This window comes from Variovorax ureilyticus (assembly GCF_050632185.1).
GTDB classification, from domain to species: Bacteria; Pseudomonadota; Gammaproteobacteria; order Burkholderiales; family Burkholderiaceae_C; genus Variovorax; species Variovorax ureilyticus_A.
Window position 1 is genome coordinate 1588092 of the sequence record NZ_CP192579.1, and the last position, 17146, is coordinate 1605237.

Annotated in this window: 16 protein-coding genes, 3 pseudogenes and 1 riboswitch; of the genes and pseudogenes, 7 read left to right on the forward strand and 12 right to left on the reverse strand. The window is 64.8% G+C overall.

Going from position 1 to position 17146, the window contains the following annotated elements:
* Positions 1–2: 2 nt before the first annotated feature.
* The 9 genes and pseudogenes from ACQ858_RS07730 to ribD form a co-directional block, all read right to left on the reverse strand.
* The gene (locus ACQ858_RS07730) at positions 3–440 is read right to left on the reverse strand and encodes an ExbD/TolR family protein (RefSeq protein ID WP_431276147.1); all 438 of its coding nucleotides are present in this window, start codon (positions 438–440) and stop codon (positions 3–5) included.
* A 16-nt stretch (positions 441–456) separates the two neighbouring features.
* On the reverse strand, positions 457–1170 hold the full coding sequence (tolQ, locus tag ACQ858_RS07735) for a protein TolQ (protein ID WP_431276148.1): 714 nt from the start codon (positions 1168–1170) through the stop codon (positions 457–459).
* Entirely contained in the window at positions 1167–1628 is a 462-nt protein-coding gene (gene ybgC / locus ACQ858_RS07740; RefSeq protein ID WP_431276813.1) for a tol-pal system-associated acyl-CoA thioesterase, read from the reverse strand. The genes tolQ and ybgC overlap by 4 nt, the downstream gene beginning before the upstream one ends.
* Positions 1625–2824 carry a pyridoxal phosphate-dependent aminotransferase gene (locus ACQ858_RS07745; protein ID WP_431276149.1) on the reverse strand — a complete coding sequence of 400 codons (1200 nt, stop codon included), beginning with the start codon at positions 2822–2824 and terminating at the stop codon, positions 1625–1627. The genes ybgC and ACQ858_RS07745 overlap by 4 nt, the downstream gene beginning before the upstream one ends.
* Positions 2821–3356, reverse strand: a pseudogene (gene nusB / locus ACQ858_RS07750) (transcription antitermination factor NusB). Before nusB ends, ACQ858_RS07745 begins: the two are co-directional and overlap by 4 nt.
* Complete coding sequence (ribH, locus tag ACQ858_RS07755) at positions 3353–3817, reverse strand: 6,7-dimethyl-8-ribityllumazine synthase (RefSeq protein ID WP_431276150.1); 465 nt, start codon at positions 3815–3817, stop codon at positions 3353–3355. Before ribH ends, nusB begins: the two are co-directional and overlap by 4 nt.
* A 29-nt stretch (positions 3818–3846) precedes the next feature.
* A complete protein-coding gene (gene ribBA, locus ACQ858_RS07760) occupies positions 3847–5007 on the reverse strand; it encodes a bifunctional 3,4-dihydroxy-2-butanone-4-phosphate synthase/GTP cyclohydrolase II (RefSeq protein ID WP_431276151.1) in 1161 nt (386 codons plus the stop codon).
* Positions 5004–5656: pseudogene (locus ACQ858_RS07765) on the reverse strand (riboflavin synthase). The gene ribBA and the pseudogene ACQ858_RS07765 overlap by 4 nt, the downstream one beginning before the upstream one ends.
* A gap of 43 nt (positions 5657–5699) precedes the next feature.
* Positions 5700–6827 carry a bifunctional diaminohydroxyphosphoribosylaminopyrimidine deaminase/5-amino-6-(5-phosphoribosylamino)uracil reductase RibD gene (ribD, locus tag ACQ858_RS07770; RefSeq protein WP_431276152.1) on the reverse strand — a complete coding sequence of 376 codons (1128 nt, stop codon included), beginning with the start codon at positions 6825–6827 and terminating at the stop codon, positions 5700–5702.
* Between the two features lie 112 nt (positions 6828–6939).
* On the opposite strand from ribD, the gene pilV reads away from it, so the two are divergent.
* The 7 genes from pilV to ACQ858_RS07805 all read left to right on the forward strand — a co-directional run bounded on the left by pilV (position 6940) and on the right by ACQ858_RS07805 (position 14035).
* On the forward strand, positions 6940–7527 hold the full coding sequence (pilV, locus tag ACQ858_RS07775) for a type IV pilus modification protein PilV (protein WP_431276153.1): 588 nt from the start codon (positions 6940–6942) through the stop codon (positions 7525–7527).
* A gap of 1 nt (position 7528) precedes the next feature.
* On the forward strand, positions 7529–8482 hold the full coding sequence (locus ACQ858_RS07780; RefSeq protein WP_431276154.1) for a PilW family protein: 954 nt from the start codon (positions 7529–7531) through the stop codon (positions 8480–8482).
* Between the two features lie 62 nt (positions 8483–8544).
* Positions 8545–9126: a pilus assembly PilX family protein gene (locus ACQ858_RS07785; RefSeq protein WP_431276155.1), complete on the forward strand. Its 582-nt coding sequence runs from the start codon at positions 8545–8547 to the stop codon at positions 9124–9126.
* Positions 9127–9140: 14 nt separating this feature from the next.
* Positions 9141–10931 (forward strand): hypothetical protein, encoded by a 1791-nt coding sequence (locus tag ACQ858_RS07790; RefSeq protein WP_431276156.1) that lies wholly within the window; start codon positions 9141–9143, stop codon positions 10929–10931.
* Between the two features lie 617 nt (positions 10932–11548).
* Entirely contained in the window at positions 11549–13069 is a 1521-nt protein-coding gene (locus ACQ858_RS07795; protein WP_431276814.1) for a pilus assembly protein, read from the forward strand.
* A 50-nt stretch (positions 13070–13119) separates the two neighbouring features.
* A complete protein-coding gene (locus ACQ858_RS07800) occupies positions 13120–13506 on the forward strand; it encodes a type IV pilin protein (RefSeq protein ID WP_431276157.1) in 387 nt (128 codons plus the stop codon).
* Positions 13475–14035, forward strand: a complete 561-nt coding sequence (locus ACQ858_RS07805) for a GspH/FimT family pseudopilin (protein WP_431276158.1) — start codon at positions 13475–13477, stop codon at positions 14033–14035. The genes ACQ858_RS07800 and ACQ858_RS07805 overlap by 32 nt, the downstream gene beginning before the upstream one ends.
* Before the next feature lie 15 nt (positions 14036–14050).
* Here ACQ858_RS07805 and nrdR read toward each other — a convergent pair whose 3' ends face one another.
* The 3 genes and pseudogenes from nrdR to ACQ858_RS07820 form a co-directional block, all read right to left on the reverse strand.
* Positions 14051–14494 (reverse strand): transcriptional regulator NrdR, encoded by a 444-nt coding sequence (gene nrdR / locus ACQ858_RS07810; protein WP_431276159.1) that lies wholly within the window; start codon positions 14492–14494, stop codon positions 14051–14053.
* A 114-nt stretch (positions 14495–14608) separates the two neighbouring features.
* Positions 14609–15853 carry a serine hydroxymethyltransferase gene (gene glyA, locus ACQ858_RS07815; RefSeq protein ID WP_431276160.1) on the reverse strand — a complete coding sequence of 415 codons (1245 nt, stop codon included), beginning with the start codon at positions 15851–15853 and terminating at the stop codon, positions 14609–14611.
* A 41-nt stretch (positions 15854–15894) separates the two neighbouring features.
* A riboswitch (ZMP/ZTP riboswitch) is annotated at positions 15895–16022 on the reverse strand.
* Between the two features lie 39 nt (positions 16023–16061).
* Positions 16062–16903 (reverse strand): annotated as a pseudogene (locus ACQ858_RS07820) (transglycosylase SLT domain-containing protein).
* Positions 16904–17146 lie beyond the last annotated feature (243 nt).

Here is a 17146-nt window from a genome sequence, read left to right on the forward strand (position 1 = left end):
CCTTACTTCGCGCCCGTGGTCTGCACCGAGAGACCAACCCGCTCGATGCCGCTGCGCTTGAGCTGGTTCATGGCCTTGACCACGGTCTCGTACTTGACGGACTTGTCCGCGCTGATGACGACCGGACGCTCGTCGTCGCCGCCTTGCGCCGTCTTGGCTGCCGCGCCGATCTGCGCCATCGGGATCGAGCTGCCGCCGCTGCCGCTGGACGGGTCCTTCTTGATCTGCACCTCCTCATCGCTCTTGATGACGATCTCGATCGGTTTGTCGGGCTGCTTGTTGGCCTTGTCGACGCTCGGCAGGTTGATCACGCTCGGCGTGATCAACGGCGCAGTGACCATGAAGATGATCAGCAGCACCAGCATCACGTCGATGAACGGGACCATGTTGATCTCGTTGATCGTTCGGCGGCCGCGGCCGCGGGAGGACATTGCTGGCATGGCGAGGTGCTCCGCTTCAGCGGCCGGCGGCCGGCATGACGGTAGCCGGGTTCGTGTGCGCCGTCAGGTTGCGCTGGAGGATGTTGGAGAACTCTTCGATGAAGGTCTCGAGCGCGATCGCGATCTTGTCGATCTCGCGCGCGAAGCGGTTGTAGGCGACCACGGCCGGGATCGCGGAGAAGAGACCGATCGCAGTGGCCACGAGCGCTTCGGCGATGCCGGGCGCGACGGTGGAAAGCGTGACCTGCGCCAGCGCGGCGAGGCCGGTGAAGGCATGCATGATCCCCCACACCGTGCCGAAGAGGCCGACGTACGGCGAGACCGAGCCCACGGTGGCGAGGAAGGAGAGGTTCTGTTCGACCGCGTCGAGCTCGCGCTGGAAGCTCGCGCGCATCGCACGGCGCGAGCCGTCCAGCAGGGTGCCGGCGTCGGACACATGGCGCTCGCGCAGCTTCTGGTACTCGCGCATGCCGGAGGCGAAGATGCGCTCCATCGGGCCGGCGAACTTCGCGTTCTGCGCAGCGGAAGAGAAGAGTTCGTTCAGGCTCGTGCCCGACCAGAAGTCGCGCTCGAAGTCCTCGTTGAGCGAGCGCGTGCGCTTGAGAGAGAAGTACTTGCGGAAGATGGCCGCCCAGCTCGCGACGGAAACGACGATGAGCAATGCCACCACCAATTGCACCGGGAGGCTGGCATGCAGCAGCAGGGAGATGATCGAGAGGTCTTGATTCATGGCTTGAAAGGTTGAGACATGGAGCCGTTGTGGCGCTCGAGGGTTCCCGAAACCTGGCGTGGAATGCGCGCGGGGCGCAATGTGTCGGCCTGGACCCAGCCGATGCGGATCGTGCCTTCGCACAGCAGCTCGGCGCCGGCCGTGGCGGCATCGGCGCCTTGCTCTGATTTTGATAGCACGCGCTGGGCGATTATCAGCGACGCGGAACCGATCTGACGGAGTTCTGCAGTCACCAGCAGTTCGTCGTCGAGCCGCGCGGGCCGGTGGTATTTGAGCTGCGTCTCGCTGACGACGAAGATGCCGCCGGTCTCCTCGCGCAGCCGTTGTTGCGCGATGCCCATCGAACGCAGCCATTCGGTGCGCGCGCGCTCCATGAACTTCAGGTAGTTGGCGTAGAACACGATGCCGCCGGCATCGGTGTCCTCCCAGTAAACGCGGATCGCCAAGGAAAAACTCATGCAGTAACTGCGGCGTTCGCCCACACGCGCAGGCGGTCGATCGATTCTTCGAGATGCGCCATCGAGCTGGCGGTCGAGAAGCGCACGAAGCGCGAGGTCTCGGCCGAGCCGAAATCGCGCCCCGGCGTGACCGCGACGTGCGCCTGTTTCATGGCTTCGAAGGCGAAGTCCCAACTGCCGGAGATGCCGAGCCGCTCCGCGAAGTTCGAGCAGTCGGCCCAGGCATAGAAGGCGCCGTCGGGCGCCACCGGTACGTGCAGGCCCAGCGCGTCGAGCTGCGGAATGAACCAGTCGCGGCGTGCCTTGAATTCGGCGCGGCGGCGCTCGTACTCGGCGATGCTGTCGGGCTCGAAGCAGGCGAGCGCAGCGTATTGCGACACCGTGCTCGCGCAGATGAAGAGGTTCTGCGCCAGCCGCTCGACCGCGGGCACCAGCGCCTCCGGTACCACCAGCCAGCCGAGGCGCCAGCCGGTCATGTTGAAGTACTTGCTGAAGCTGTTGATGCTGATGACCTGATCGTCGATCGCGAGCGCGGTCTGGCCGAAGTTGCCGTCGTAGGAAAGGCCGAGGTAGATCTCGTCGATCAGCGTGATGCCGCCGCGCACTGACACGACCTCGTGGATGCGGCGCAGCTCATCGGGCGCGATCGAGGTCCCGGTCGGGTTCGAAGGCGATGCGAGCAGCACGCCGCGCGTGCGGTCGTTCCATGCCGCTTCGACCTTGGCCGCGCTGAGCTGGAAGCGCTCGGCCGCGGTCGTGGGCACCAGCACTGCACGGCCATCCGCCGCGGTGACGAAATGGCGGTTGCATGGATAGCTCGGGTCCGGCAGCAGGATCTCGTCGCCCGACTCGATCAGCGCGAGGCAGGCGAGCTGCAAGGCCGCCGAAGCGCCTGCCGTGATGACGATGCGGCGCGCGGGCACGTCGACGCCGAAGCGATCCGCATACCAGCCGCTGATGCGTTCGCGCAGGTGGTCGAGGCCGGTGGCGTGCGTGTACTGCGTGGCGCCGGAGCGAACCGCCCGGATGGCCGCCTCCTGGACCAGCGGCGGCGCGGTGAAGTCGGGCTCGCCGATGTTCAGGAAGATCATCGGCCGGTCCGTGTGCGCGACTTCGCGCGCGAGCGCGGAAGCGGCCTTGGCGACCTCCATCACATAGAACGGCTCGATGCGCTCCGCCCGCCTCGAAATTCTCATGACCGGGCCTTCCCGGCCGCGCGGTCGGCTTCGACCTCGGCGGCGCGCAGCTTCGGCGCGAGGCCGTTGAGGACCGCGTTCACGTACTTGTGGCCGTCGGTGCCGCCGAACTCCTTGGCGAGTTCGATGCACTCGTTGAGCACTACGCGCCACGGCACGTCGGGGCAGTTCTGGAATTCGTACACGCCGATCCACATTACGGCGTGCTCGATGGGGAGATCTCTTCGAGCTTGCGATCGAGCAGGGGAACGATCAGCGTGTCGAGGCTTTCGGCGGACTCGATCGCGCCATGCAGCAGCGCGTCGTAGTGCGCCGAATCGGCCTTGTGGAAGCCGGCGAGGTCACGTGTGAATTCGTCGATGGCGGTGGCGTCGTTGCGGCCCACCAGATGCTGGTAGAGCGCCTGCAGCGCGAACTCGCGCGCGCGGCTGCGCGTGGATTTGGCGGACGCCTTGCGCGCACCCGTGCTCGTGAGGCCGGTGCGCGACTGGCGCGGCTTGCCGCCTGGGGCTTTGTCGTTGTTCTCGGTCATTGGAGGGTAGCCAGCAGTCGCGCCATTTCCACCGCCACGCGCGCCGCGTCGCGGCCTTTCTCGGTCTGCCGCGCGATGGCCTGCTCGAGGTTCTCGGTGGTGAGGATCGCATTCGCGATTGGAATGCGGTAGTCGAGCGCTACGCGGCTCACGCTGGCGCCGGATTCGTTCGCGACCAGCTCGAAGTGGTAGGTCTCGCCGCGGATGATGCAGCCCAGCGCGACCAGCGCGTGATAGCGGTTGCGCTCGGCCAGCCCTTGCAGCGCGACCGGCACTTCCAGTGCGCCCGGCACGCTCACGTGGTCGATGTCGGCATCGGCGACGCCGAGCGCCGCGAGCTCATCGCAGCAGGCCTTGGCCAGCGCGTTGGTGATGTCCTCGTTGAAGCGCGCCTGCACGATGCCGATGCGCAATCCCTTGCCGTCGAGTTCGACGTCGCTGCCCTTGTTCGCGTGTTGCATCAGTCAGCCTGCCCTCTCGTTGGGGTTGATCATTGTTCGTCTTTCGTGATGTAGCCGGCGATTTCGAGTCCGAAACCCGCGGCCATGCTGGGCATGCGTCGCGGCGTGCCCATGAGGTTCATGCGGTGCACGCCGCATGCGCGCAGGATCTGCGCGCCGATGCCGTAGCTGCGCAGGTCCATGCGTCCGCGCTCGGGCGCCTGCGCGGGCCGTGCGGTGCCGTCGAACTGCGACAGCAGATCCGCGGCACTTTCGCCGCAGTTCAGCAGCACGGCGACGCCCTTGCCCTGGGCGGCGAGGTGGGAAAGGCTGGCATCGAGGCTCCACGAGTGCATCGAGCGATGGAGTTCGAGCGCGTCCAGCACGGACAGCGGCTCGTGGACCCGCACGTCGACCGTGTCGCCGGCGTTCCATTGGCCGCGCACCAGCGCGAGGTGCACGCCGTTGCTCGGTTTGTCCTTGAAGGCGTGTGCGGTGAAGGGCCCCCACGCGGTCTGGATCTCGCGGCAGCCCACCTTCTCGACGAGGGATTCGGTGCGGCTGCGGTGTTCGATCAGTGCCGCGATCGTGCCGATCTTGAGGTCGTGCTCGGCCGCGAAGAGTTGCAGGTCGGGCAGCCGCGCCATCGTGCCGTCTTCGTTCATGACTTCGCAGATCACCGCGGAGGGCGAGCAGCCTGCCATCGCCGCGAAGTCGCAGCCGGCTTCGGTATGGCCGGCGCGCATCAGCACGCCGCCGTCCACCGCCTGCAGCGGGAAGATGTGGCCCGGCTGCACCAGATCGGATGCGACCGCATGGGGCGCGACCGCTGCCTGCACGGTACGGGCGCGATCTGCGGCCGAGATGCCGGTGGTGACCCCCTCGGCGGCCTCGATGGAAACCGTGAACGCGGTTGAATGCTTGGCGCCGTTGCGCGCGACCATCGGCGGCAGGTTCAGGCGCTCGCACATTTCGCGCGAGAGCGTGAGGCAGATCAGGCCGCGCGCATGCCGGGCCATGAAGTTGATGGCTTCGGGCGTGACGTGGTCGGCCGCCAGGACGATGTCGCCTTCGTTTTCGCGGTCTTCTTCATCGACCAGGATCACCATGCGGCCGGCGCGCATGTCGGCGACGATTTCCTCGACCGATGAAATGGGCGCCGGTACGCGGTTGCCGCGGGGCGCTCCGATCGGTGTGACGGATGCGTTCATGGGGTTTTGTCTTTCTGTGGGAGTGGAATGGCACCCGCCTGGAGCATGCGCTCCACGTAGCGCGCCACGGTGTCGATCTCGAGGTTCACGCGGCTGCCTTCCTTAAGGCTGCCGAGCGCCGTGTTCTCGACGGTGTGAGGGATGAGGTTGATGCTGATCTCGCTGCCGTCTGCCCGGTCGTTCACGCTGTTGACGGTGAGGCTCACGCCATTGACCGTGATCGAGCCCTTGTAGGCGAGGAAGCGGGCGAGGGCGGGGGCGCCAGCACGCACAGCTCCCAGCTTTCGCCAACCGGCGCGAAGCGGGTGATCGTGCCGATGCCGTCCACGTGGCCGGAGACGATGTGGCCGCCCAGCCGGTCATGCGCCCGCAGTGCCTTTTCGAGATTGACCTGCTTGGCCGCATCCGACAGGCCCGCCGTCTTGTCGAGCGATTCGGCGGAAATGTCGATGGTGAACTGCTTGCCCGGGAGGTCGAGCGAGGTGACCGTCATGCACGCGCCATTGAGCGCGATGCTGTCACCGAGCCCCACGTCGTCGAGGTAGCCGTCGGGCACCGCGATGCTGAGCCGCTTGCCGTGGGATGAAGAGCTGCCGAGGTCGTGGACGGCGGCGATGCGCCCCACGCCGGTAATGATTCCGGTGAACATCCCGGCATTTTCGCAGAGATGCGGCCGAGCATCGGGGTGAACCCTAAAACCGGTCGCGTCCCGCCACCCGGGCGACGATGCGCAGGTCCGGCCCGATCGGCTCGAAAGACCGGTATTCGAGCGCCAGCGCGCCCTCCAGCGAGGTCAGTGCGCCGCCCGCGTGCGGATGGCTGGCGATGCCGAGGCCGTCGCCGATGAACTTCGGGGCGAGGTAGAGCAGCAATTCGTCGATCAGCCCCTCGCGCATCAGCGAGCCGTTGAGCTTGTGACCTGCTTCGACGTGCAATTCGTTGACCTGCCGTGCGGCGAGGTCACGCAGCAGTGCGGCGAGATCGACCTTGCCATGTGGGTTGGAAAGGCAGGTCACCGTGGCGCCTCGCGCCTCCAGCGCGGCGGCCCTGGCCTCGTCGCGCGCGGCGGCGTAGATCCAGACCTCGCGCTCGACGTCGAAAAGCCGAGCGCTCGGCGGTGTCTGCAGGCGGCTGTCGACGATGACAAGCGGCGGCTGGCGCACCGTATCGACCAGCCGGACGTCGAGCCGAGGGTCATCCTCGATCACCGTGCCGACGCCGGTCAGGATCGCGCCGGCGCGGGCACGCCACGCATGGCCGTCAGTGCGGGCGGCCTCGGATGTGATCCACTGGCTCGTCCCGTTCTCGAGCGCCGTCTTGCCGTCGAGGGAGGCCGCGACCTTGAGACGCACCCAGGGCGTTTTGCGCACCATGCGGCTGAAGAACCCGATGTTGAGTTCGCGCGTCTCGTCGGCTCCGGGGCCGACCACGACTTCGACGCCGGCTGCGCGCAGGCGGTCGAAGCCCCGGCCGGCGACCAGCGGGTTCGGGTCCGAGATGGAGGCGACCACCCGGCGCACGCCCGCGGCGATCAGGGCATCGCAGCAGGGCGCCGTGCGGCCGTGATGGGAGCAGGGCTCAAGCGTGACGTAGGCCGTGGCGCCGGCGACCGATTGGCCGCGCGCTGCGGCGTCTCGGAGTGCCATGACTTCGGCATGAGGACCTCCGGCGCGCTGCGTGTGCCCGGCGCCGATGCGGCGACCAGCGGCGTCCGTCAGGATGCAGCCCACACGCGGGTTGGGGTCGGTGAGATAGCGCGCGTCGACGGCCAACTGTTGTGCCGCAGCGATCTGTTGCGCATCTGCGTCTGGAGTGGACATGGAAGAGAGGGAGCCGGGAAAGTTCTTGATCATACGAGCGGCACTCAATGGGGGATGAACGGTAACCGGGCCTCCGTAGACTCTGCGGCGGATAGTCAGGGAAGGCGAAGAAATGGCGTCAATCAAACGTCCGGCCGCCGGTTTCTCTCTCTTGGAGGTCCTCGTCTCGATCATCGTCTTCAGCCTGGGGTTGCTGGGGGCGGTGGGCATGTTGATGACTTCCGTGAGAGGCACGACCGAGTCCGGATCCTTTACCTCTGCAGTCAATCTTGTTCGCGAGCTGTCCGAAAAGGCACGTATCAACAAGAACGTCTCGTCAAGGAATGGCGAGGCCAATCTCTATCTGCTTGCAGACCTCAAGAGCAGGGATGCGCTTCCGAAACGCGGCGACTCTTGTGTCGGCTTCGACGCCGGGTGCAGTCAGGCGGAATTGGCTTCCTGGGACCTCTATCAGTGGGTCCTGAGGGCCAGAAACACGTTGCCGGATGTCCGTATCGCCGTGTGCTTCGACGACGAAGTGGTGAGCGGCGAGCGCGAGAGCACGTGGGATTGCACGCTCGCCGGTCGCAATCTGGTGGTGAAGCTGGGGTGGAAGCCCCACGGGGGAAGCTCCGACGAAGCAAGCGGCGACAAAGAGCCGCCCCGCGTGGTCATGCAACTCGTTCCGGGGCATGACGACGACGGATCGGGGGGCAACTGAGATGACGTCCCGCCTCCGTCAGCGTGGCGTGACCTTGATCGAGGTCATGGTGGCCATGGCCCTCAGCCTGGTTGTCGTGGTCGCCGCCTCGATCGCATTGGTCGCCGGCAAGAAGCTGTTCGACACCGATTCCGATGCGCAGTCTGTCCAGGACTCGCAGCGCTTTGCCCGTCACGTCGTCCAAGGCCTGATCCGCCAGGCGGGCTATGCGGACTACGCGCCCGATGAACTGAACGACGGTGTCGGCGTGGTAGCAAGCAACGCAACCCTGCTTGCGGGTTCCACGGATCCGCTCGACCTGAACATCGCTGGCGCCAGCAACACCATGGTCAGCGGCACAAGCAATGACTTCGGCCAGAACAACACCGATACGAAGTCAGGCAACGACTCGCTCATGGTGCGCTTCTTCGGACGCAGCCAGGTCGGCGCCAGCGACCCCGATGGCACCATGGTCGATTGCCTTGGCAATGCGCAGGCGGGGCCCGCCGGGGTGCCGTCGGCCAGCGACCGTGCGTGGAGCTTTTTCTATGTGGCGCTCGCCACTGATGGAGAGCCGGAGCTCTACTGCAAATACCGGACCAAGAACGGCACTTTCAGGGCGGCACAGTTGGTCCGCGGTGTCGAGAAGTTCAAGGTCGTCTACGGCTACGACGGCAATGGTGACGGCGTCCCCGAGGCTTGGCTCGACGCCATCGATATCGCCGCCAAGGCCGCCAGTTTCGGCGGCGCCCCCAACGACGAGTGGCGCAAGGTCGTGGCTGTGCGCGTGGGCATCGTGGTTCGCAGTCCTCGGCCGAATGGGGATCTGAAGCGGGTCCCCGGCGAAAAGTCTGATCTGTTTCCGCTGGGTCGCGAATTCGAGCACATCTCTTACGAACCGCCTGACGACGGGCGCTTTCGTTCGGTCGCGACGTTGACGGTGATGTTGCGCAACGTTGTCAAGGATCCCGTATGAGCGTGCGTTCGCCGGGAGCCGGCGCCGGGCCGCATCGGAAGGCCGGCTCTTCGCTCGTCGTCGTGTTGCTGCTCCTGGTGGCGGTCACGCTCCTCGGCCTGGGCGCCGCGGAGCTTTCCATCGTCAACGAACTGGGCGCGCGCAACGACCGCGACACGGAGATTGCGTTCCAGGCGGCGGAGGCCGCGCTCGTCGATGCCGAAATCGATGTGTTGGGGCCGAACACGAGCACGAGTGCGCGTCTGTGCCTGTTCGATCACAAGGATGACACGGCCTTCATCTCCGACTGCGGAGGCCCCGGCGCCAATCAAGGCCTGTGTGCGCCAGCAGAGGCCGGCACCACGCCGGCCTGGATGAAGGCGGATCTGTCCCCGGAAAGCAAGACCTCCGTGGCGTACGGAACCTTCACCGGCCGGCAGTACGTGACGGGGACAGGTGCAACGCCGGCTGCGCTGCCGCGCTACGTCATCGAGGTCATGCGGAACAACGGCGGCTGGGACGTCAATCGCCTTCAGAACGCAAGCGCTGGCAGCGCGACGAAGATTTTTCGGGTGACCGCGATCGGCTTCGGCGTCAGGAAGGAGACGCAGGTGGTTCTGCAAACCAATCTGTCCAAGCCGACCGTCAGCGCAGGTTGTCCGTGAACAGGGAGTTGGAATTGTCCAAGTCTGCAAGACACGAACTGGAGATCGCATTCGTCGCGGTGGCGCTGTTGCTTGCTGGCGTTTCCATCCTTGCCGAGGCTGCGCCCACTGCGGATGCGTCACCGGATGCCGTGCTGGCGAGCGAGCCGCTGTTCTCGACCACATCGCTGGTCAAGCCCAACATGCTGCTGGATCTGTCGGTCGAGTTTCCGACGACAGGCGCTGCGCATCGGAAGGCGTTCGACATCAGGAAGTCCTATGTCGGCTATTGGGATCCGATGGGATGCTACGACTATTCCACTGCCTCCGACGGCTACTTCAAGCGTGCGTCTGCGGCGACCGTTTCGAATGGGGAGATCGTCTGCGCCAACAAATGGAGCGGGAACCTGCTGAACTGGGCGGCATCGTCTGCGATCGACATGCTGCGCTATGCCATGACGGGCGGCGACCGTGTGAGCGACACGGCAAGTGCGACGCTGCTTCAGCGCGCCGTGTTGCGAGCGGACTTCTACAGGAATTCGTCGTACTTCCCCATTCACTCGCTGACGGGCAATCTCGACAAGCTCACGCCGTTGGTTGCGAGCAAAGTCGTCGCGGCCGGCGGCACGATTCATATTTCGAACTGCCGTGACCGCCTGTTCATCGGGCCGACTGCAATCGGGGGCAGCTGCGACGAGCCGGGCGATGGGCAGCTTTACGGCCCCAGCGGCACGGCCGCGTCGTACGGCGCGCGGGTGGAGGTTTGTTCAGCCGAGGAAGGCCCCTTGCGCGGCGACCTCTGTCAGCAGTATCCGAACGGCAACTACAAGCCTGTGGGCACGATCCAGAAGTATTCCGACGCGATGAGATTCGCCGCATTCGGGTACCTGATGGACAACACCAACGGCCGCTATGGTGGCGTGCTTCGGGCACCGATGAAGTTCACCGGGGCCACGAGCCGGAACGATCGATTCGAAAAGATCGCGAACGAAGCTGCGGAGTGGGACTCGAGCACCGGCGTCTTTGCCGCGAATCCGCTTAAAGCTGCTGAAGGGGCCAGCGGCGTGGTGAACTATCTCAACCGTTTCGGACGCACCAGCCCCACACCCGGGATCTACAAGGAATTGGATCCCGTCGGCGAGCTCTACTACGAGTCGCTTCGCTATCTGCAGGGCCAGCCGCCGACGCCGCAAGCCGCCGCGGCCATGACCGACCGGATGAAGGACGGCTTCCCCGTCTACAACGGGACCGAAAAATGGGGTGAAGGCGACCGTCGGGGTTGGGATCCGATCGTCTCGAGCTGTCAACGCAACTACGCCCTTGTGATTGGTGATCTGAACACGCACCACGACAAGTCGCTCCCGGGGCTGGTGACCGACGACCTTGACGGCTGGAAAGGTGCTCGGCCGGTGGAGGCGCAGGAACCGGATGCGGCCTTCTGGACGAAGATCCTGGGCGCCTACGAGAACAACGAGACGCTCGAATACCCCGACCCCGCCGGCCGTAAAAAACTGACCACGCGAGGAAATGCCCAGGGGCCGCGTTCCTTTGCCTACAACAACGGTGCCCAAATCACGTCGAAGGACATCGCGACGATGAAGACCGGGTCGGATCAAGGCTCGTTCGGGTGGGCGGGCCTGGCTTACTGGGCCAACACGCAGGCAATCCGGGGGACTATCCGCAACTGCGCGTCAAGACATTCACCATCGACGTCGATGAACGTGGTGACGGCACGATCAGGCAGGGCAAGCGTGGTAGCGCGTTCTATCTCGCTGCGAAGTACGGTGGCTTTGACGACAGGAACAACGATGGCAATCCGTTCGTGACGGGCAGCGGTACTGACGGCAAGGAAGTCCTGTCGAACGAAGAATGGCAATCAGGCGTGGACAGCGACGGCAAGCCCAAGCCTGCCAACTACTTTCTCGCGAACGAGCCCGAGGAAATGATCGCGGCTATTCGGAGGATCTTTGCGAAAGCCGGATCCGCCAGCGGGAGCACCACCGGTGGTGCGGTGTCGAACCCGCGCATCACATCGAACGGTGCCACGGTCTTCATCCCGCAGATGGACAGCACCCGTTGGTCCGGCTCCCTGCTTGCCTACAAGCTCAGGTATCGGGACGGCGCGGTGACCCGCGACTCGACGCCAACCTGGAACGCAGGCGAGCTGTTGACAGGCAATGCGCTCGCGAGCCCCGCGGTAGGCGCACGCGATCCGAAGACGCGGAAGATATTCACCATGCTCGCGTCCGGCAACGGCGCTGAATTCACGTGGGAAGCGATAAAGGGTGACGCCGCCCTGGCCGGCCACCTGAATACGGAACCCGATCTTCAGACGCCTGGCACCGAGGACAACCTCGGGCGCGACCGTGTCAACTACCTGCGCGGTGACCGCACGAAGGAGACGGGCAAGAGCGGCGGTCTCTTCAGGACGCGCGATTCGGTCATGGGCGACATCGTGAACTCGACCCCGTTGCTGGTCGATCCCCCGAGCGGGCAGAAGAACGGCACCCCGGTCGTGTACGTTGGCGCCAACGACGGCATGCTGCACGCGTTTGCCGCCGACACCGGTGCCGAGTTGTTCGCCTATGTGCCGAAGGCGCTGCACGCCAGGCTGGGCGCCTACACCTCGCCGGACTACGTGCACCAACCTTATGCTGACGGCAACGCTGTCGCCGGTGAAGTGCAATTGGCGAACGGTTTGAAGAAGACGTTCCTGGTATCCGGCATGGGTGGAGGTGCTCGTGGCGTGTTCGCCCTGGAGGTGACCGACCCGACCCAGTTCTCGGGAAGTCAGGTGATGTGGGAGTTCAATGCTGCCGACGACCCGGACATGGGCTATGTCCTGCAGGCGCCTCGCATCGTCAAGTTCCGTACGGCGGCCGCCAAGAACGGCAAGCCGGCCGTCTATCGCTGGTTTGCTGTCGTTCCCTCGGGCTTCAACAACGGCAACGCGACGAAGGCCGCGGCCCTGTTCCTGTTGTCGCTCGACAAGGGGAGCGGCCAGCCATGGCAGCTCAATACGAACTACTACAAGATCGTGTTGCCGACCCCGGTCGACAAGACGACAGTGAATGCGCTGGGCCCCGTGGGCGACTACAGCACTTCCGACAACGCGACCCGATTTCTCTATGCGGGCGACACCCAGGGCAATCTGTGGAAGTTCAATTTCTCGACAGATGCGCCATGGGGACAGGGCGCCTTGGGGCTTGAGGGAGCGCCATTGATGGTCGCGAAGGATGACCAGGGAAACCGTCAACCCATCACGACCGCGCCGCTTGTCGGTGCGGGTCCCCATGGCCGTCCGCTCGTGCTGTTCGGTACTGGAAAGTTCGTCGAGGTCGATGACCTGAGCACGCGCCGCGTGCAATCGATTTACGGCGTGTACGACGACGACTCGATCATCCCCGCCAGTCAGATGCGAGCGCAGTTGGAGCAGCGGACGGTAGATCCAGGCGAGAACGGGCTGTTCGGTATTTCCGGCAGGTCATTTGTCTATGGTCGCCACGACGACAAGACATCGGCTCGCCGCGGCTGGTACTTCGATCTGCCGGACGCGGCCAGTCAAGGCGAACGCCAAGTCTCTCGGATGGTGTTGAGCGATGGCTATTTGTTGTTCAATACGCTGATTCCCAACCCCAACGTGTGCCATGCCGGTGGCGGCGGCCGAAGTTGCGCGGTGAATGCCATGACCGGGTTGTCATCGGGCAGTACCTGCATTCCGTCGACCGTTGGTCTGCTGGGTTCGCCGTTGGTGGTTCAGGCGGGCGATGGCGTCTTCACAGCGTCGGATTCGTTCGGGCGCCGCGTCTACAAGAAGACGGTGTCTGTCATCAATCTCGGCAGCGGGGCCGGTTCCGGGCCTGCTTCTTCGATCGAGAGCCCCATCGAGGGAGGCGTCGTGTCGCAAGTCGGAGGGCGGCTCAACTGGCGCCAGGTCGTCGACTTCAAGAGCGTCAACAAATGAGGCAGCGGATTCATTCGCCCGCGCGGAGGCGCCTGGACTACGGCTTCACGTTGATCGAACTCATGATCGTCCTGGCGGTCGTGGCCATTCTTGCTTCCATCGCCTATCCCTCTTACATGGAGTCGGTCCGCAAAGGCTGGCGTGCGGAAGCGCGTACCGCCCTGATTCAGGAGATGCAGCAGCAGGAACGCTTCTATACCCAGCGCGCGAGGTATTCGAGAGCGCTTTTGACAGCGGCGACGGACGCCAACGTGGCGAGCAGCAAGTACAAGATCGGCGTCGGAACTTGCGAGAAAAGCACCGACGTCGCGCAATGCATCAGGCTGACCGCGAGTCTGAGGCCCGGATTTTCGGACGCCGCGGCACGCAACATCTGGATTGAAAGTTCAGGAGGCAAGGGTTGTGATGGTGACGACGCGAGCAGGTGCTGGCAATGATCGCCTTGTTGGCTTTCGCAAGCACGAACGTGGATTCACGCTCGTCGAGATGATGGTGGTGATTGCGATCGTCGCGATTCTGGGGGCCATCGCCGTTCCCAGCTTCCGCGATCTTCTGCTGAACCAGCGCCTGGCATCCAATGCCAGCGACTTTGCCGCTGCATTGAGTCTGGCGCGGACCGAAGCCATGAAACGGTCGCAGAAGGTCGGGCTGGACCCCATTGGTCGAGATTGGTCAAACGGCTGGGAGGTGGCGATCACCGTTGGCAAGCAACGAGAAGTGCTGCGTACGTTCGACGGGTTGCGACCGGGCGTCGTGGTCGACTCCGGGGCGACCACCGGCGGCCTCAAACAGGCACTCGCTTACGACGCCAATGGGTTCCTGTCAGGCAAGAGCGCGGGGTGCCTGACGTTCAGGGCCGAGACAGGACGGCGCAGCTCGATCGTGCTCGCGATTTCCGGTCGACCCAGGGTCTGCGACCCCGACAGGAAGGGCGATTGCGGCGATCGCGTCTGCGGCAAGCGTTGACTGCGCCGGAGCGCTTCAGATATCCCGCAACAACTGCCTGAACTCGTCCACATCCTCGAAGCTCCGATACACGGAAGCAAAGCGGACGTAGGCCACTTTGTCGAGCTTTTTGAGCTCCCGCATCACAAGCTCGCCCACCTTGGTCGACTCGATCTCGCGCAGCCCGCTCGAAAGCAGCTTCTGCTCGATGCGCAGCAGCGCATTGTCGATCTGTTCGATGCTCACGGGTCGCTTGCGCAACGCCAGCATCATGGAGGCGCGCACCTTCGCGGGGACGAAGTCGGCGCGGCTGCCGTCCTTCTTGACGACCACCGGGAAGGTGACGTCCGGGCGCTCATAGGTCGTGAAGCGCTTGTCGCAGGCGCCGCACTGGCGCCTGCGACGGACGAAATCGCCGTCCTCTGAAACGCGGGTCTCGACGACCTGCGTTTCGAGGTGGCCGCAGAAGGGGCATTTCATGCCGACCCGCTGCTCGAAACCAGCTCAACCGAATCCAGGGCACCCGCGGAACCGGCTCCGCTGGGCTGCTGGGTGCGCCCCCTCGAGGGGAGCGCCGCAGGTGCTCGGGGCTGATCAAAGGTACACCGGGAAACGGCTGGTCAGCGCGTTCACCTTGGCGCGAACCGCCTCGATGTTGGCCGCGTCGCGCGGGTTGTCGAGCACGTCGGCGATCAGGTTGGCCGTCAGGCGGGCCTCTTCTTCCTTGAAGCCGCGCGTCGTCATCGCCGGCGTGCCGATGCGTACGCCGCTGGTGACCATCGGCTTTTCGGGATCGTTCGGGATGGCGTTCTTGTTGATCGTCATGTGGGCATCGCCCAGCACCGCTTCGGCTTCCTTGCCGGTGATTCCCTTGGCGCGCAGGTCGACCAGCATCACGTGGCTTTCGGTGCGGCCGCTCACGATGCGCAGGCCCCGCTGGGTGAGGGTCTCGGCGACGACCTGGGCGTTCTTGACCACCTGCTGCTGGTAGGCCTTGAACTCCGGCGACAACGCTTCCTTGAACGCCACCGCCTTGGCAGCGATCACGTGCATCAGCGGGCCGCCTTGCAGACCCGGGAAGATCGCGCTGTTGATGGCCTTCTCGTGCTGCGACTTCATCAGGATGATGCCGCCGCGCGGGCCGCGCAGGCTCTTGTGCGTGGTGGAGGTGACCACGTCCGCGTGAGGAACCGGGTTGGGGTACACGCCCGCGGCCACGAGGCCGGCGTAGTGCGCGATGTCGACCATGAAGATCGCACCGACATCCTTGGCGACCTTGGCGAAGCGTTCGAAGTCGATGCGCAGCGAATAGGCCGAGGCGCCCGCAATGATCAGCTTGGGCAGGTGCTCGTGCGCCTTGCGCTCCATCGCGTCGTAGTCGATGGCTTCATTGGCGTCGAGGCCGTAGCTCACGACGTTGAACCACTTGCCGCTCATGTTCAGCGGCATGCCATGGGTCAGGTGGCCGCCCTCGGCGAGGCTCATGCCCATGATGGTGTCGCCGGGCTTGAGGAAGGCGAGCATCACTGCTTCGTTCGCGGAGGCGCCGCAATGCGGCTGCACGTTGGCGGCATCGGCGCCGAAGAGCTGCTTGACGCGGTCGATGGCGAGCTGCTCGGCAATGTCGACGTATTCGCAGCCACCGTAGTAGCGCTTGCCGGGGTAGCCCTCGGCGTATTTGTTGGTGAGTTGCGAGCCCTGCGCGGCCATGACCGCCGGCGAGGCGTAGTTTTCGCTCGCGATGAGCTCGATGTGGTGCTCCTGACGGGCGTTCTCGGCCTGGATGGCGGCCCAGATTTCAGGATCGGTCTGTTCGACCAGGTTGTTGCGGTGGTACATGGCAGTCCTTCAAGACGGTGGGCCTTGTTCTTCAACCAAACAAGGGCTGCCCAGGCGAACGGCTGAACACCTGCTCAAGACCGCAGGCAGCACGCTCCCCAGTGGTAGTCCACGTCAGCGCTACGCACCTGAAAAAGTGCTGCGCCTATCGCCAGTCGCGTGCTCGCCGAGTGTAGCCGACCGCGATTGCTGCCGTCTCGAAAAAGCGCTAATCCCCGACCAGGGCGACACGTTCCGAACCGGACTCCGGTTGCTTGGCCGGCGTGGGGGTCGCGACGGGCACCGGATTCTGGCGCGGTGCGGCCGGCGGCGTGTTGACGCTCGGCGGACGTCCGGCGACGACCTGTCGCAGACGCTCATGCTCGGCCAGCACCTTGGAGGCGTAGCCGCCGTCGTCCGCGAGGTTGGCGGCGCCGACATAGAAGCGCAGTCCGCCTTCGAGCGAGCCGGCACGCGCGATGCACTCCTGCAGAACCTTGACGCCGACCCGCATGTTGGTGACCGGGTCGAAGGCGGTCAGGGTGCCGCCGGCGCTTTCATACTTCTCGCCGTGGACGCGCGTCATGACCTGCATGAGGCCTTGGGCGCCCACCGGCTTTGGGCGAAAGGGTTGAAGCTGGATTCCACCGCCATGATCGCAAGGATCAGCGTCGGGTCGAGCTTCGTGCGCTTGCCGAGGTCGAATGCCTCCGAAACCAGCACCGCGAGCGGTTCCGCGGCGACGCGGTATTTCTTGCTCAGCCAGTAGGCGACAGCCGCTTGTTGCTTCGGCAGTTCGTGGGGGCTGGCGGCGGTGGTGCGCTCGATGGCGGTCGGCTCGAGTTCGAGGTCCGGAACTTCCGGCGGCGGCTTGCGGGACTGGAGCCAGCCCATGAGTTGCTCCTCGCCGGTTTGGCGAAGGTCCGGCCGGGCGGCCAGTGCGAGCGCCGCGAAGACGATCGCCAGCCCAACGAGAGCAAAGCCGTTGTGCGTGATTTCAAAGAAGCCGTCGACCACGTCGGACATGAAAGTCCGTAGCCCTCGGGCTGTGGCATCAAGCGCTTGCTTCATCGCTTTTCCTTTCTATGCGGAGCTTGTTCGCAACGCCACGAGGGCGAAGGAGAACGCAGCAGCGCCTGGATTGGTACGTATCAGGTCCGCGCGAAATAGAGGGAGGGGCGCGTCCACCTGATCAAGCCGATGCATATCGGCAGCGGATTAGGGGTGAGTCCGGACGATCTGGCGGTCCGGGTTGGCGGCATTCTAGGAGCGGCTAAATACCCGGTCAAGAATAAGAACTTGGCATGTTATTCT

Coding starts and splice junctions, on each gene's coding strand:
- ACQ858_RS07745 (WP_431276149.1), bottom strand. CDS start 2,824: ATGAGAATTTCGAGGCGGGCGGAGCGCATCGAGCCGTTCTATGTGATG.
- ribBA (WP_431276151.1), bottom strand. CDS start 5,007: ATGAACGCATCCGTCACACCGATCGGAGCGCCCCGCGGCAACCGCGTA.
- glyA (WP_431276160.1), bottom strand. CDS start 15,853: ATGTACCACCGCAACAACCTGGTCGAACAGACCGATCCTGAAATCTGG.
- pilV (WP_431276153.1), top strand. CDS start 6,940: ATGGCGTCAATCAAACGTCCGGCCGCCGGTTTCTCTCTCTTGGAGGTC.
- ACQ858_RS07805 (WP_431276158.1), top strand. CDS start 13,475: ATGGTGACGACGCGAGCAGGTGCTGGCAATGATCGCCTTGTTGGCTTT.
- ribD (WP_431276152.1), bottom strand. CDS start 6,827: ATGTCCACTCCAGACGCAGATGCGCAACAGATCGCTGCGGCACAACAG.
- nrdR (WP_431276159.1), bottom strand. CDS start 14,494: ATGAAATGCCCCTTCTGCGGCCACCTCGAAACGCAGGTCGTCGAGACC.
- tolQ (WP_431276148.1), bottom strand. CDS start 1,170: ATGAATCAAGACCTCTCGATCATCTCCCTGCTGCTGCATGCCAGCCTC.
- ribH (WP_431276150.1), bottom strand. CDS start 3,817: ATGCAACACGCGAACAAGGGCAGCGACGTCGAACTCGACGGCAAGGGA.
- ACQ858_RS07780 (WP_431276154.1), top strand. CDS start 7,529: ATGACGTCCCGCCTCCGTCAGCGTGGCGTGACCTTGATCGAGGTCATG.
- ACQ858_RS07795 (WP_431276814.1), top strand. CDS start 11,549: ATGGGCGACATCGTGAACTCGACCCCGTTGCTGGTCGATCCCCCGAGC.
- ACQ858_RS07730 (WP_431276147.1), bottom strand. CDS start 440: ATGCCAGCAATGTCCTCCCGCGGCCGCGGCCGCCGAACGATCAACGAG.
- ybgC (WP_431276813.1), bottom strand. CDS start 1,628: ATGAGTTTTTCCTTGGCGATCCGCGTTTACTGGGAGGACACCGATGCC.